Annotated in this window: 14 protein-coding genes; 10 read left to right on the top strand and 4 right to left on the bottom strand. The window is 63.7% G+C overall.

Annotated features, from left to right (window positions below):
• The first annotated feature begins 79 nt into the window (after positions 1 to 79).
• Complete coding sequence (locus tag FJ953_RS24340) at positions 80 to 1,366, top strand: DNA recombination protein RmuC (RefSeq protein ID WP_140491433.1); 1,287 nt, start codon at positions 80 to 82, stop codon at positions 1,364 to 1,366.
• A 19-nt stretch (positions 1,367 to 1,385) separates the two neighbouring features.
• Here FJ953_RS24340 and FJ953_RS24335 read toward each other — a convergent pair whose 3' ends face one another.
• Entirely contained in the window at positions 1,386 to 1,790 is a 405-nt protein-coding gene (locus FJ953_RS24335) for a GFA family protein (protein WP_140491431.1), read from the bottom strand.
• A gap of 123 nt (positions 1,791 to 1,913) precedes the next feature.
• On the bottom strand, positions 1,914 to 2,867 hold the full coding sequence (locus FJ953_RS24330; RefSeq protein ID WP_140524219.1) for a cation diffusion facilitator family transporter: 954 nt from the start codon (positions 2,865 to 2,867) through the stop codon (positions 1,914 to 1,916).
• Positions 2,868 to 3,140: 273 nt separating this feature from the next.
• On the opposite strand from FJ953_RS24330, the gene FJ953_RS31140 reads away from it, so the two are divergent.
• Positions 3,141 to 3,266 carry a hypothetical protein gene (locus FJ953_RS31140; RefSeq protein ID WP_140491427.1) on the top strand — a complete coding sequence of 42 codons (126 nt, stop codon included), beginning with the start codon at positions 3,141 to 3,143 and terminating at the stop codon, positions 3,264 to 3,266.
• A 233-nt stretch (positions 3,267 to 3,499) separates the two neighbouring features.
• Positions 3,500 to 3,814, top strand: coding sequence for a quaternary ammonium compound efflux SMR transporter SugE (gene sugE / locus FJ953_RS24320; protein ID WP_140524218.1), 315 nt, complete (start codon positions 3,500 to 3,502; stop codon positions 3,812 to 3,814).
• Between the two features lie 182 nt (positions 3,815 to 3,996).
• Here sugE and FJ953_RS24315 read toward each other — a convergent pair whose 3' ends face one another.
• Complete coding sequence (locus FJ953_RS24315) at positions 3,997 to 4,425, bottom strand: DUF6481 family protein (RefSeq protein ID WP_140625207.1); 429 nt, start codon at positions 4,423 to 4,425, stop codon at positions 3,997 to 3,999.
• A 220-nt stretch (positions 4,426 to 4,645) separates the two neighbouring features.
• Between FJ953_RS24315 and FJ953_RS24310 the strand changes: the two genes are divergently transcribed.
• The 4 genes from FJ953_RS24310 (at position 4,646) to FJ953_RS24295 (ending at position 8,369) form a co-directional block, all read left to right on the top strand.
• Positions 4,646 to 5,704 (top strand): LLM class flavin-dependent oxidoreductase, encoded by a 1,059-nt coding sequence (locus FJ953_RS24310; protein ID WP_140491419.1) that lies wholly within the window; start codon positions 4,646 to 4,648, stop codon positions 5,702 to 5,704.
• Positions 5,705 to 5,855: 151 nt separating this feature from the next.
• Complete coding sequence (locus FJ953_RS24305; RefSeq protein ID WP_140625206.1) at positions 5,856 to 7,022, top strand: AI-2E family transporter; 1,167 nt, start codon at positions 5,856 to 5,858, stop codon at positions 7,020 to 7,022.
• Positions 7,023 to 7,095: 73 nt separating this feature from the next.
• Complete coding sequence (locus tag FJ953_RS24300) at positions 7,096 to 7,344, top strand: hypothetical protein (protein WP_140582833.1); 249 nt, start codon at positions 7,096 to 7,098, stop codon at positions 7,342 to 7,344.
• A 23-nt stretch (positions 7,345 to 7,367) separates the two neighbouring features.
• A complete protein-coding gene (locus tag FJ953_RS24295) occupies positions 7,368 to 8,369 on the top strand; it encodes an LLM class flavin-dependent oxidoreductase (protein WP_140582836.1) in 1,002 nt (333 codons plus the stop codon).
• Between the two features lie 48 nt (positions 8,370 to 8,417).
• Here FJ953_RS24295 and FJ953_RS24290 read toward each other — a convergent pair whose 3' ends face one another.
• A complete protein-coding gene (locus tag FJ953_RS24290; protein ID WP_140491411.1) occupies positions 8,418 to 9,437 on the bottom strand; it encodes a LacI family DNA-binding transcriptional regulator in 1,020 nt (339 codons plus the stop codon).
• 220 nt (positions 9,438 to 9,657) lie between these two features.
• Between FJ953_RS24290 and FJ953_RS24285 the strand changes: the two genes are divergently transcribed.
• From FJ953_RS24285 to FJ953_RS24275, 3 genes are read left to right on the top strand one after another with little or no spacing between them, the layout of a single operon-like run.
• On the top strand, positions 9,658 to 11,241 hold the full coding sequence (locus FJ953_RS24285) for a sugar ABC transporter ATP-binding protein (protein WP_140583050.1): 1,584 nt from the start codon (positions 9,658 to 9,660) through the stop codon (positions 11,239 to 11,241).
• Positions 11,238 to 12,548, top strand: coding sequence for an ABC transporter permease (locus FJ953_RS24280; RefSeq protein WP_140582839.1), 1,311 nt, complete (start codon positions 11,238 to 11,240; stop codon positions 12,546 to 12,548). Before FJ953_RS24285 ends, FJ953_RS24280 begins: the two co-directional genes overlap by 4 nt.
• On the top strand, positions 12,545 to 13,513 hold the full coding sequence (locus tag FJ953_RS24275) for a substrate-binding domain-containing protein (RefSeq protein WP_140491405.1): 969 nt from the start codon (positions 12,545 to 12,547) through the stop codon (positions 13,511 to 13,513). Before FJ953_RS24280 ends, FJ953_RS24275 begins: the two co-directional genes overlap by 4 nt.
• The last annotated feature ends 44 nt before the right edge of the window (positions 13,514 to 13,557 follow it).

Here is a 13,557-nt window from a genome sequence, read left to right as displayed (position 1 = left end):
AAAGGGCGTCAACCGGTACGCCGGGGGATCGTTCACGTTTTGATCTGTGCTGGCCGGCCGAATCGTCTATGCTGGGTGCATGAACGACCTGACATCCATCCTTTCGGAACCTGTCGCCCGGCTTGGCGCGACCACGATCACGCTCGGCCATGCGCTGGCGTTCGGGGCATTTGTGTTTCTTGGCCTGTTCGTGGCGCTTGTCGTCGCGCTGTGGCGCTCGGCCAAGGCGCGCGCCGTGGCCGCTGCCGAAGCCGCCGACCATGCCCGCGACGCCGAGGCGCGGATGGCCGGCATATTGCAAAGCCAAGCCGAGATGCAGGGCCGCATGGGCGCCATCGCGGAAGTCTTCGGCGCGCGGCAGGCGGAACTGACGCAATCGATCGGCCAGCGCCTCGATGCCATGACCGGCCGCCTCGGCCAGACCATGACCGAGCAAACCAAATCCACTCATGAGAGCCTGGCCAAATTGCAGGAGCGGCTGGCCGTCATCGACACCGCGCAAGGCAACATCCAGTCGCTCGCCGGCCAGGTCGTGCAATTGCAGGCGATCCTCTCCAACAAGCAGACGCGCGGCGCCTTCGGCCAGTCGCGCATGGAAGCGATCGTCGCCGACGGTCTGCCGCACGGCGCCTACGAGTTCCAGGCGACCTTGTCCAACGGCAGCCGTCCCGATTGCCTGGTGAAGATGCCCAACGGCGCGCCGGCGCTTGCCGTCGACGCCAAGTTTCCGCTGGAAGCCTGGAACGCCATCCGCGCCGCCGAAGGCGCCGAACAGCAGAAGGTCGCGTCGCAGGCCTTCCGCCGCGACATCGAGGTGCATGTCCGCGATATCGCGGATAAATATCTGATCCAGGGCGAGACGCAGGATACCGCCTTCATGTTCGTGCCGTCGGAATCGGTGTTTGCCGAGATCCACGAAAATTTCGAGGCGGTGGTGCAGAAGGCGCACCGCGCCCGCGTCGTCATCGTCTCGCCGTCGCTCCTGATGCTGTCGATCCAGGTCATCCAGGCGATCCTGAAGGATGCCCGTATGCGCGAGCAGGCACACCTGATCCAGGGCGAGGTGATCCGGCTGATGGAGGATGTTTCGCGCGTCGACGAGCGGGTGCGCAAATTGCAGGGCCATTTTGCCCAGTCGGCCAAGGATATAGACGACATCCTCGTCTCGACGTCGAAGGTGACCAAACGCGGCCAGAAGATCGAAGCTCTGGAGTTTGGGGCGCAGCCCGGAGGCGATGCCGACCCTGACATGGCGTCACCAGCCCCTGCGAAGCCGGAACCCGGCCCGCGCGTTGTCGATTCCCCACGCGTTGCCGATTCAAAGACCGGCCAGCTCAGGCTGAGGGTCGTCGAAGGCGACGAATGAGGCGCCGCACCGGACGGCGCTACTGCTCCTCCACTGTGGTCATGCCGTGAAATTCAGGTAGCCAGTGAAGCGCCGAGCGGTGCCATTTTTGCAGTGTCGGAATCAAATCCTGGCGTTGCCGCGCGGTTCCCACTCGAATGCCGTAGACCTTTGGGCCATCTCCGACCGACGTGGCGTAAAGGTGCGAACCGCAGTCGGCGCAAAAGGCCTGGACGCGCTTGGCGCCGCTTGCCACGGTCTTGATGTAGACCTTCGGTGTACCCTTTGTGATCCGGTAGTGATCTTCAGGCGCCGGAACGGTGACGCGAAAGGCCGTACCGGTCAACTGTTGGCAATCGGTACAATGGCAGATCGAGGTCTTTTCCGGTTCGACCTCCGCCTCATAGGTGATGGCACCACAATGACAGCCGCCGTCGATCTTCATAATCAGTCCTCCAAAACTCGATCGGCTGATTTTAGCGGCGCAGCGTCGCAAGGCAACGACGCGACGCTGGTCCAAGACATAATCCCGAGGAGTGGAATGTGGTTTCGAGACCTGCTCAAAACTCTACTCGGATGCCGATTCGATCAGCTTGCGCCGCTGTTCCCAGGTGCCTGTCGTCTGCGGCTTGACGAACAGCCGGGTGATCTCGGGCATTTCCTTCCTTAGCCGCGCTTCGAGGCGCTCGACGCAGGCTTCGATTTCCGGCGCGGACAGATGGTCCTCGAATTCGATGCTCAGGCCGGCAACGATTTCTTCCGGCCCCAGGTGGACCGTCAGGACGCCGTTCGCCCGCTGCACCGCCGGATCCTGCTGCGCGATCGCCAGCACTTCTTTCTGCACCGCGGGCGAAGCAGGCTCGCCGATGAGCAGCCCCTTGCTCTCGCGCGCCAGGAAGGCCGCGGTCGCACCCAGGATCAGCGCAATGCCGATCGAGGCGGCGCCGTCCAGTTCCGGCATCTCGAAAATCTCCGCCGCCAATATGCCGGCAAAGGCGACGATCAGGCCGAGAAGCGCGGCACTGTCCTCGAACAGCACTGTGTAGACGCTTGGATCCTTGCTCGATTGCACGGCCTGCAGCCAGCCCTGCTGGCCCTTCTGCCGGCGGAATTCCCTCAGCGCCACCAGCCATGAGCTGCCCTCGAACAGAAACGACAGGCCGAGCACGATGTAATTGACCCTGACATTGGCGGCCGGTTCGGGCGCAATGATGTGCGTCACGCCTTCGTAGAACGATACGCCGGCGCCGAGCGCGAAAACGAGAAGCGCCACGATGAAGCTCCAGAAGTAGAGCTCGCGGCCATGGCCGAGCGGATGCGCGCGGGTGGCCGGGCGTGCGGCGCGATGCATGCCATAAAGCAGCAGGCTACCATTGCCGGTATCGACCAGCGAATGCACGCCTTCCGAAAACATCGCCGAACTGCCGGTGAAGAAGGCTGCGACGAATTTGGTCAGCGCGATCGCGAGATTGCCGGCGAGCGCCGCGTAGATGACCGTTCGAGAGCCGCCATGCCCCGCCATTGCTTCCCTGTCGTCCTGTCCGACACGCAAAGTCTAGAGCAATTGCAGGAAAAATGGGAGCCGATTTCCTTGAGATCATGCTGCGGGCCCGCCGAAATTCCGCGGCCATCGCGACGCACCAACACCCCGTCCGTTCAAGTCGCTGCGCGCCGGTTCGGATTCATAAGGCCGCCGAAACAGGTTGCCGGTTTTCGCGGCCGTGACCGCGAACGGCCCTTGCCTAGAGGCATTTCTCTTGTTTCACTTCACTTCCCGCAACTGGAGGAACGAATCATGGCAAAAGGTGCGATGAAGGCAGGCAAGGAGGCCCGCAAGCCAAAGAAGGACGCCAAGAAGCCGGCCGCTGCTCCCACGCTCAAGGCGCCGCCGGTCAAGGCAACGAGGCTCAAGGAAAAATAGTCGCGTGCCTCGGATGGAGTTCGCCGGCGGCGTTCGGAACACCGCCGGCAGTTTGTTGATCGGGCGTTAAGACACCCTATATCTGGTGCGGGGACGACCCCACATCTCCTGAAATCCGGTCGGGACGACCCGCCCACTGTCTGATAGGGCATCGGCTGTCGCGGTGCTCGGTCGATCGCGCATTGCATCGTCCTGAACGGACATTGGTGCGATGCTTGGATGGAGCGTTCCCCATGTCATGGATTTTTCTGTTTTTCGCCGGCCTGTTCGAGATCGGCTGGGCAATCGGCCTCAAATACACCGACGGATTCACCCGCCTCGTCCCGACCGTGCTCACGGTCGCCTCGATGATCGTCAGTCTCTCGCTGCTTGGACTGGCGCTGAAAGCGCTGCCCGTCGGCACCGCCTATGCGGTGTGGACCGGCATCGGCACGGTCGGCACGGCGCTGCTCGGTATCTGGCTGCTCGGCGAGCCGGCGACCGTCATCAGGCTCGCCTGCATCGCGCTCATCGTCTGCGGCATTATGGGGCTGAAATTCGCGGCATAAAGCAATCCAGGAAGCGAAGCGGTTTTCCATCCGAAATTGCGTCGAAGCAAACAGAGCAATTTTGCGAAAGTCGCATCACGAACGGCGTCGGCAATCGCACGAATTGGCGCGCGGACAAACGCATGCAGGGCCGCTTCGCAGCGACCCTGATCCTCGAAGCAGGTTGCTCCGGCGGTCTGAGGCTAGCGGCCGGTAAAGCCTGGCGGTGTCCTGCCGGTGCGCGCCTTGCGCGCCGCATAGCGCGCGTCGCGCTTCGCCTTGCGCTCGGCCTCGTCGGCCAGCAGACGCGCGATACGCTCGGCCTCTTCGGCTTCCCGAATCCTGGCTTCCGCCTGCGCCGCCTCTTCGGCCGCGACCCGTGCGGCTTCGGCTGCGGCCTCGCGCTCGGCCTTCTCGATTGCCTCGCGTGCCAGCCTTTCCTGCTTCAGCCTCGCCTTCTCGGCCTCGCGTATCTCACGCGTCGCAAGGATAGCCTTGCGTTCGGCCTGTCGCGCCAGCACCGCGGGATCGTCCGCCGCCGGCTTCGACTTGAAGCGCTCCAGAAGCGCCTTCTTTGCCTCGTTCGCGGCGTTGCGCCGCTCGAAAATGTCTTTTTCCCTGTAGATAGCCAAGTCCACTTCCCTGAAGTCAATTCGCGACGCTTACATACGCGCGAAAACCGGGAGTTCAAGCGCCAAAACGGTATGCCAGCCATGAAATTCCGTGCTGTTGCAGCCGGGAGACGCCTTCGCGGCCGAAACGGACACGCACTGTTCGCAGTCAGACCCTCTGGTGGTGATACGGGCTGATCGCTACCTCTAGCGCGAAAATCAAACGCCAGGATGACACCAGATGGAACTCGGTCTCTACACTTTCGCCGACGTCAGCCCGCAGCCGGGCCCCGGCGCAATCGGCCCGCACGAGCGGCTGCGCAACCTGATCGAGGAGATCGAACTGGCCGATCAGGTCGGCCTTGACGTTTTCGGCCTTGGCGAGCATCACCGGCCGGACTATGCCGCGTCCGCGCCTGTCGTGGCTCTGGCCGCGGCGGCCGAGCAAACCAAACGCATAAAACTGACCAGCGCCGTCACTGTCCTGTCTTCGGACGATCCGGTCCGCGTCTTCCAGCAATTCGCCACGCTCGACCTTCTTTCCGGCGGCCGGGCCGAGATCATGGCCGGGCGCGGCTCGTTCATCGAATCCTTTCCGCTGTTCGGCTACAATCTTGAGGATTATGACGAGCTGTTCGCCGAAAAGCTCGACCTGCTGCTCGCCATCCGCGATCAGGTGAAGATCACCTGGTCCGGCAATCTGCGCGCGCCGATCAACGATCGCGGCGTCTACCCACGCCCCTTGCAGGAAAAACTGCCGATCTGGATCGCCATCGGCGGCACGCCGCAGTCCGCCGCCCGCGCGGGCGCGCTCGGCCTGCCGCTGGCGCTCGCCATCATCGGCGGCGAGCCGGCGCGGTTCGCGCCGCTGTTTGACCTCTATCGCGAGGCCGCCAGGCGCGCGGGCGCCGATCCGAAGGGTCTTGCCACCAGCATCAACGTCCACGGCTTCATCGCCGACACGACCGAGAAGGCGGCCGACGATTTCTATGGCCCACAGGCCGAGGTGATGAACCGCATCGGCCGCGAGCGCGGCTGGGGTCCGACCTCGCGGGCGCATTTCGACCAGTCACGCGGCCCGGGCGGCGCCTTGTTCGTCGGCAATCCCGAGCAGGTGGCCGAGAAGATCGTCGCCCAGCACAAGATCTTCGGCAACGACCGCTTCCTGCTGCAGATGGCGATCGGCATCATGCCGCATGCCAAGGTCATGAAGGCGATTGAACTCTACGGCACCAGGGTGGCGCCGATCGTGCGCAAGGAAACGGCTGACGCCGTCCCGGCCCCGGCGCCTGCCGCGTAGTGTTGCACTTCCGCGAAAAATTGCGCCGGAACAATAACCGCGACGGCGGGCCTCGTGGGCTCGCCGTCAACGCCGGCTCACGGAACCTTGGACCGGCAGGGGCGTTTTCTCAGCGGTTGCGCCAATTGCGGTGCGCCGCCGAGGGACCGTGATGAAAGCTGACCCCACCGCTTCGGTCGCGGGCGTTTCCGAAGCAGAAGAGGCGCGCATCGCCGCCCGCGCCGACACGCATCTGATACGCTCGCTGCTCGTCGGCATCTTCATCTTCATGGCCATCTACGCGCTCTATTTCGCCCGTGCCTTCTTCATGCCGGTCATACTGGCCTTTCTGCTGGCATTGACGCTGACGCCGATCGTCAGGCTTCTGCGCAAGCGCGGCATACCCGAGGTGATTTCGGCGACGCTTCTGGTGCTTCTGTCCCTCTGCCTCTTCGCCAGCGCCGGCTACCTGCTGAGCGGCCCGGTGATCGATCTCATCAACAACACTTCGTCGATCGGCCAGCGGCTGACCGAGCGGCTGGCGCATTTGCGACCTCCGCTCGAGAGGATCATGGAGGTTACACATCAGATCGAAGGCCTCACCGAGACGTCGCAGGAGCCGGGCATACAGAAAGTCGCGGTAGCCCAGTCTGGCTTCCTGTCGTCGGCGGCCTCGAACATTCTTTCGGCGGGAACAAGCCTGACCATCATCTTCGTGCTGTCGCTGTTCCTGCTCGCTTCAGGCACGATGTTCTATGAAAAGATCATCCAGTCCTTCGCCAGCCTCACCGAGAAGAAGCGGGCGCTGCGGGTCGTTTACGACGTGGAACGGGAAATCTCGCACTATCTGCTCACCGTCACCATCATCAATATCGGCCTCGGCACGATCATTGGCCTTGGTCTGTGGGCACTCGGCATGCCCAACCCGCTCGTCTGGGGCGCCACGGCCGCTCTGCTTAATTTCCTGCCCTATGTCGGCGCCATGATCACGCTCATCGTGGTCACGATCATCGCGCTGATCAGCTTCGACACGATCTCCTATGCGTTGTTGGCGCCTGCCTTCCTGCTTTTGTGCGACATCGTCGAAGGCCAATTCGTAACGCCGATGGTTGTCGGCCGGCGGCTCGAGATCAACGCCGTGGCGATCTTCATCGCCATTGCCTTCTGGTCATGGCTATGGGGCTTTGTCGGCGCGCTGATGGCGGTGCCGCTGCTGGTCCTCATCAAGGTGTTCTGCGATCACTTCGATGGTCTGAGCCATGTCGGCAACTTCCTGGCGGCACAACATCTCTCGGCGGTGGAAGATGAGGCCACCGAGGAAGGTAAGGCTCCGGCATAAAGCCGCGCGTCTGGTTTGCGGCGCCTGGCTCGAATGCCTATATCCGGCCGGTCCAATGGCCGGTGCCCTTCCCATGAGCGATGCTTCCTTCGACCTCGACGACTGTTTCGCTCGCATCGGCCATGCCGGCTTGCGCGATGCGCGGCTGGGCGCGTCGCCAACATTTGGCGTCGACAGATCCGGGATTGCATTTCCTGTCCATCATCGCGGCAGCCCCGCCGAGCAGAAACGCATGGCCGCGGCCAGCGGATTTGACGATGCGCTCGGGGGCGGCTTGGCATCCTCATTCCCGACCGCACGGCCTTCGAGGCAGGGTGCTTGAGATAAATCTCGTGGAGACCTGACATGGCAGCCCTTTCCGTCCTCGACCTGTCGCCGATCGTCGAAGGCAGCGATGCCTCGCAGTCGCTGGCCAATTCGCTCGATCTTGCCCGCCATGCCGAGCGGCTGGGCTACAAGCGCTATTGGCTGGCCGAGCATCATAACATGCCGGGCATCGCAAGTGCCGCCACCTCGGTCGTCATTGCCCATGTCGCGGGCGGCACCAAGACCATTCGCGTCGGCGCCGGCGGCATCATGTTGCCCAATCACTCGCCGCTGGTCATCGCCGAGCAGTTCGGCACGCTGGCCGCCTTGTTCCCCGGCCGCATCGATCTCGGCCTCGGCAGGGCGCCCGGCACGGACATGAACACGGCGCGCGCCTTGCGCCGCAATCTCGAGGCCGGTGCCGACAATTTTCCGCAGGACGTCGTCGAGCTGATGGGCTATTTCCTGCCGGCGGAAGAGGGCCAGCGGCTGCGGGCCGTGCCGGGCGAAGGCCAGACCGTGCCGGTCTGGATCCTCGGCTCCAGCCTGTATGGCGCGCAGCTTGCCGCCATGCTCGGCCTGCCCTACGCCTTCGCTTCGCATTTCGCGCCGGCCGAGCTAGACCAGGCGCTGGAAATCTACCGCTCGCGCTTCCAGCCGTCGGAACAGCTCGACAAGCCCTATGTCATGCTCGGCCTCAACGTCTTTGCCGCGCCGACCGACACTGAGGCGCGGCTGCTGTTCACCTCGCTGCAGCAGGCTTTCGTCAATCTGCGCACCGGCCGCCCCGGAAAATTGCCGCCACCGGTCGAGAATTATGACCGCGACCTCGATCCGATGGCCAAGTCCATGCTCGGCCAGGCGCTGTCCTGCGCCGTCGTCGGCTCGCCGGAAACGGTGCGGCAAGGCATCGACGCCTTCGTTCGCCGCACCGGCGCCGACGAATTGATGGTCACCGCGCAGATATTCGATCATGCGGCTCGGGTGAGGTCCTTCGAAATCCTGGCCGACGCCCACAAATCGCTGTCGCAAGCGGCGTGAGATTTCCAGCTCGGCGCTTGCCGATAGCGATTCAACCACTGAACCGCTCTACGCACTCACACTCTGCGCCACCGCTCCCAGCGGTCGGCATGAATTGCGGATCATCAGCCGGCCCTTGAGCACCAGCTTGCGCGGCGGCGCGTCGCGATTTCCGGCAAGGCGGTCGAGCAGCAAATTGGCCGCCTGTTCGCCGATCGCCTGCACCGGCTGTGCCACCGTGGTCAGTTGCGGGACAAACACGTCCGACCACGGAAAATCGTCGAAACAGGCGATTGAAACATCTTCCGGGCAGGACAGGCCGATATCGCGGATTGCCTTCATGGTGCCGATCACCATCGGATTGTTGGCGGAGAAGATCGCGCTCGGCCTGTCGTGCAGCGACAACAGCTGCATGGCCGCGTTATAGCCGTCGATCTCGTGAAAATTGCCGGAACGTACCAGCTCCTCGGCGACCGGCAGGCCGGCTGCCTGAAGCGCTTCGCGATATCCGGCCATGCGATCATGCATCGGTGAGATATCCGACGTTCCGGTGATGTAGCCGATGCGCCGGTGCCCGAGATGTATCAGGTAGGTGATGGCGTCGAACACGGCGCGCTGGTTGTCGAGCACCACGGCATCCGTGTCGACACCGTCGCAGATGCGGTCAAGCAGGACGACCGGCACGTTGGCGTCGTCGACGATGCGCTTGAGGATCGTCCCATCGCCGACGCGCGCCACGATCAGCCCGTCGACCATGCGGTCGAGCAGCAGCCTGATCTGGTCGTCCTGGGTGTTGAGGTCCTCGTCCGTGCAGCACAGCATGACCGCATAGCCGGCGCGGTCGAAGGCCTGCTGGATGACTGACACGACATCGGTGAAGAACGGATTGGTGATGTGCGGGACAGTCAATCCAATGGTGCGCGTGGTGCCCATTTTCAGGCTGCGGGCGATCGCATTGCGCTTGTAGCCGATATCGCGGATCGCCTGCTCGATGCGCTGGCTGAGCTCCGGGCTGACGGTCGCCGTGCCGTTGATCAGCGCCGAAACCGTGGCGACCGACACGCGCGCCGCTTCGGCCACGTGAAGCATGGTCGGCGCCGTCGATTTTCGCTGACTTGTCTGCCTTGACCTTGCCATTTTCGAAACGTTTCGCCGCCTCTCTATGCATCATACCTACGGAATATCGCGGTTTTTCGCAAGAATTGAAATGAGCCAATCTCACGTGACCAGATAGAAGCTTGACAGGATCGAAACGTTTAGAATAGCGTTCATGAGGTCAGACGACGACGGAAGGGAGGCCGCCTTTGTCATGGAGCACGGAAATTCCATCGCGCGTCGGGATGTTGCGGCGGATCGTTCGGATGTCGTCCTAAGCGCTGAGCACGTATCCAAGAGCTTCGGCGGCATTGCCGCCTTGGTCGACGTCGGTTTCGAGCTGCGGCGCGGCGAGGTCCACGCCTTGATGGGCGAGAACGGCGCCGGCAAGTCGACGCTGATGAAAATCCTTTCCGGTGTCTACACGGGTTATGAAGGCACGGTTCGCGTCGACGGCGTAGCCGCGAATTTCGCCGGCGTGCGCGACGCCGAGGCCGCCGGCATTGCCATCATCCACCAGGAGCTTAACCTGGTCCCCGAACTCAGCGTCGCCGACAACATCTTTCTCGGGCGCGAGAAGCTGATCGCCGGGCTGATCGTCGACCGCAAGGCGAGCAGCCGCGCCGCCAGCGCTCTTCTGCAGCGGCTGGGCATCGAGCTCGACCCGGAAGCCCGCGTCGGCGCCTTGCGCGTCGGCGAACAGCAACTGGTCGAGATCGCCAAGGCGCTGTCGATGTCGGCGCGCATCCTGATCATGGACGAGCCGACCTCGGCGCTTTCTCCAGCCGAATGCCAGAGGCTGTTCCGCATCATCCGCCAGCTTGCCGACAGCGGCGTCGCCATCGTCTACATCTCGCACCGCATCGACGAGGTCATGCACCTGGCGGGCAGGGTCACGGTGTTTCGCGACGGACGCCACGTGCTGACGCGGCCCATGGGCGAGCTCGACGAGAACGCCATCATTTCGGCAATGGTCGGGCGAGACCTGCTGGCCTCCTCGGAAGAGGAGCGCCGTTCCGTCGGCGAAGTCGTGCTTTCCGTCGAGAACCTGTCGCTGACGAAACCCGACGCCCATGGCTGGCGCACCGTGATCGACGGCGTCAACTTCGAACTCGCCGAAGGCGAAATCCTTGGCATTGGCGGGCTGCTGGGTTCAGGGCGCACCGAGATCCTGGAGGCGATCTTCGGTTCGAGCGATGGCCGCACCGGCGGCGAGATCCGGCTCGACGGTGCGCCGGTCGAGATACGCTCGCCGCGCGATGCCAGGCGCCTCGGCATTGCGCTGGTGGCCGAGGACCGCAAGACGCAAGGCCTGCATCTCCAGGCTTCCATTACAGACAACGTCGCATTGCCGCTGGTCGGATCGCTGGCGCGCTTCGGCATCCGTTCGCTGGCCGGCGAACAGGAGCTGGCGCGCCACGCGGTCCGGGCGCTCGGCATACGCTGCGAGGACATCGACCAGCCAGCCGGCACGCTGTCGGGCGGCAACCAGCAGAAGGTCGTCATCGGCAAATGGCTGGCGACACGGCCGCGCGTGCTTCTTCTCGACGAGCCGACGCGCGGCATCGACGTCGGCGCCAAGCGCGAGATCTACGATCTCATCTTCAAGCTTGCGCGCGACGGGCTGGCCATTGCCGTCATCAGCTCCGAATTGCCGGAACTGCTGCACCTCTCCGACCGCATTCTGGTGATGGCCGATGGCCGCCAGACCGGCATCCTTTCCCGCGATGCGGCGAGCGAGGAGGCCATCATGCGTCTCGCCGCGCCGCGCCGCACGATTTCGAGACCTGCCGCATGACCGCCTTGAAACTCCTGTCCCGCACCAAGCTCTATTGGGGCCTGATCGCCATCTTCCTGATCGGCGTGCTGGGCTCGCCGGTCAGCTCCAAGGGCAACAACATCTTCCTGTCCTACGGCAATCTGCTCGACGTGCTGCGCCAGGTGTCGACCACCGGCCTGATCGCCACCGGCATGACGGCGGTGATCATCACCGGCGGCATCGATCTTTCGGTCGGTTCGCTGATGGCAATCTGTTCGGTGGTCTGCGCCATGCTGCTGACGGTTCCGGGCGTGACGCCGGGAGTGGTGCTTGGCGTGCCCACCGTCGCCGTGGTGGCGCTCTGCCTCGGCTTCATCGTCACCCGCTTCATCTTCCTCAATCTCGAAAAGTCGCGCGCCGGCGCCGATGCCTCGCGCGACGCAAGGCTGGGCCGCGCCCGCGGCCTGGTCACGCCGGCAATCGTCGGCGTGGTCCTGTGCTGTCTTTCCCTGTGGTACCTGCTGCCGCAGGTCGAACCAAAATTCGGCGTCCTCGGCGTGCTGCTGGTCGCGCCATGCGTGGGCCTGCTGTTCGGTGCGCTCAACGGCTTCATCATCGTTGCCGGGCGGCTGCAGCCCTTCATCGTCACCCTGGCGATGATGGTGACGGCGTTGGGCATCGCCCGGCTGACCGCCGGCCAGAACAATGCCGTGCTGCCGGTCTATACCGGCTCGAACGCCACGGAGGATTTCGAGCTGCTGCGCTCGATGGTGTTCGGCGTCGTCCCGATGCCCGGCCTGTTCTTCCTCGGCGCCATCCTGATCTATGGCGCGGTGCTGCGCTTCACGCCGTTCGGCCGCTATGTCTACGCCATCGGCGGCAATGAGGAGGCGGCCAGGCTTTCCGGCATCGCCGCCGGCCGGGTCAAGATCGTCACCTACGCCGTTTCGGGCCTGCTCGCCGGCATTGCCGCGGTGCTCTATGTCGCGCAGTACCGGCAAGGCAAGCCCGATGCCGGCGCCGGCCTGGAGCTCGACGCCATCGCCGCCGTGGTCATCGGCGGCACCAGCCTGATGGGTGGGCGCGGCAGCCTCACCGGAACATTCTGCGGCGTGCTGATCTTCGGGCTGCTGTCCAACATATTGCAGCTCCACAACATCAATTCGAACCTTCAGCTGGTGCTGAAGGGGATGATCATCATCGGCACAGTGCTCGTGCAGGAGCGCAATGCCGGTGATCTCCTAGCCTATCTGCGCCTGCCCGGAGCGGCGCACAAGGAAACGGCCGCGGCAAAACGGCCGTCGCAAGAGACCCGGTCTCTCAATCTCGGAGGAAACAAGAAATGAAACGACGTGACACGCTGAAGCTTGCCGCCCTTGGCGCGGCATTGCTGACCACCACCGCGCTGCTCTCCACCGGCCACGCCATGGCCCAGGACAAGAAGTGGAAGATCGGCTTCTCGCAGGTGACGACCATCGAGCCTTGGCGCGCGCAGTTCAACAAGGACATCCTGGCCGAGGCCGCAAAGCATCCCGAGGTCGAGCTGATCATCACCGACGGCGAGGACAAGACCGAGAAGCAGGTTGCCGATGTCGAGAACCTGATCCGCCAGGAGGTCGATGCGTTGCTCGTGTCGCCGAAGGAATCGGCCGGCCTGACCGGCGTCGTGCAGCAGGCGATCGACGCCAAGATCCCGGTCTTCGTGCTCGACCGCAATGTCGACACCAAGGACTACACCCAGTTCGTCGGCGGCGACAACAAGCTGATCGGCCGCGCGGCCGGCGAATATGCCGTCGAGCTGCTCGGCGGCAAGGGCAAGGCATCGGGCAATGTCGTCGAGATCTGGGGCGGCATGGGCACCCAGCCGGCGCATGACCGCCATGACGGCTTCCATGAGTTCACCGACAAGGAGCCGGGCATCAAGTACCTGCTCGACCAGCAGTCGGGCGACTGGAAGCAGGACCAGGCCTATAATCTGATGGCCAACGCGCTGAAGAGCAACGAGAAGATCGATCTCGTCTACGGCCACAACGACCCGATGGCCTATGGCGCCTATCTTGCCGCCAAGGATGTCGGCCGCGAGAAGGACATCAAGTTCATCGGCATTGACGGCCTGCCCAACGAAGGCGTGCAGATGGTGAACAAGGGCGAGCTGACGGCGACCTTCACCTATGTCACCCCGGGCGCCGAGGGCCTTCGGCAGGCGATCAAGTTCCTCAATGGCGAGAAGGTGGAGAAGACCATCACCTTGCCGACGCAGAAGATCACCAAGGAAAACGCCGCCCAGGTGCTGAAGGACAACGGCCTCTGAGATTTCGCCGGAGATAAGCGCCGGCCCAAGGTCCAGGTTCTTCG

The organism is Mesorhizobium sp. B2-3-6 (genome assembly GCF_006442305.1).
GTDB lineage: Bacteria > Pseudomonadota > Alphaproteobacteria > Rhizobiales > Rhizobiaceae > Mesorhizobium.
This window is presented reverse-complemented; position numbering and strand designations above follow the sequence as displayed.

What these genes read in the sequence shown, in the direction of transcription:
- FJ953_RS24340 (WP_140491433.1), top strand. Translation starts at nt 80, where the DNA reads ATGAACGACCTGACATCCATCCTTTCGGAACCTGTCGCCCGGCTTGGC.
- FJ953_RS24335 (WP_140491431.1), bottom strand. Translation starts at nt 1,790, where the DNA reads ATGAAGATCGACGGCGGCTGTCATTGTGGTGCCATCACCTATGAGGCG.
- FJ953_RS24330 (WP_140524219.1), bottom strand. Translation starts at nt 2,867, where the DNA reads ATGGCGGGGCATGGCGGCTCTCGAACGGTCATCTACGCGGCGCTCGCC.
- FJ953_RS31140 (WP_140491427.1), top strand. Translation starts at nt 3,141, where the DNA reads ATGGCAAAAGGTGCGATGAAGGCAGGCAAGGAGGCCCGCAAGCCAAAG.
- sugE (WP_140524218.1), top strand. Translation starts at nt 3,500, where the DNA reads ATGTCATGGATTTTTCTGTTTTTCGCCGGCCTGTTCGAGATCGGCTGG.
- FJ953_RS24310 (WP_140491419.1), top strand. Translation starts at nt 4,646, where the DNA reads ATGGAACTCGGTCTCTACACTTTCGCCGACGTCAGCCCGCAGCCGGGC.
- FJ953_RS24305 (WP_140625206.1), top strand. Translation starts at nt 5,856, where the DNA reads ATGAAAGCTGACCCCACCGCTTCGGTCGCGGGCGTTTCCGAAGCAGAA.
- FJ953_RS24300 (WP_140582833.1), top strand. Translation starts at nt 7,096, where the DNA reads ATGAGCGATGCTTCCTTCGACCTCGACGACTGTTTCGCTCGCATCGGC.
- FJ953_RS24295 (WP_140582836.1), top strand. Translation starts at nt 7,368, where the DNA reads ATGGCAGCCCTTTCCGTCCTCGACCTGTCGCCGATCGTCGAAGGCAGC.
- FJ953_RS24290 (WP_140491411.1), bottom strand. Translation starts at nt 9,437, where the DNA reads ATGCTTCACGTGGCCGAAGCGGCGCGCGTGTCGGTCGCCACGGTTTCG.
- FJ953_RS24285 (WP_140583050.1), top strand. Translation starts at nt 9,658, where the DNA reads ATGGAGCACGGAAATTCCATCGCGCGTCGGGATGTTGCGGCGGATCGT.
- FJ953_RS24280 (WP_140582839.1), top strand. Translation starts at nt 11,238, where the DNA reads ATGACCGCCTTGAAACTCCTGTCCCGCACCAAGCTCTATTGGGGCCTG.
- FJ953_RS24275 (WP_140491405.1), top strand. Translation starts at nt 12,545, where the DNA reads ATGAAACGACGTGACACGCTGAAGCTTGCCGCCCTTGGCGCGGCATTG.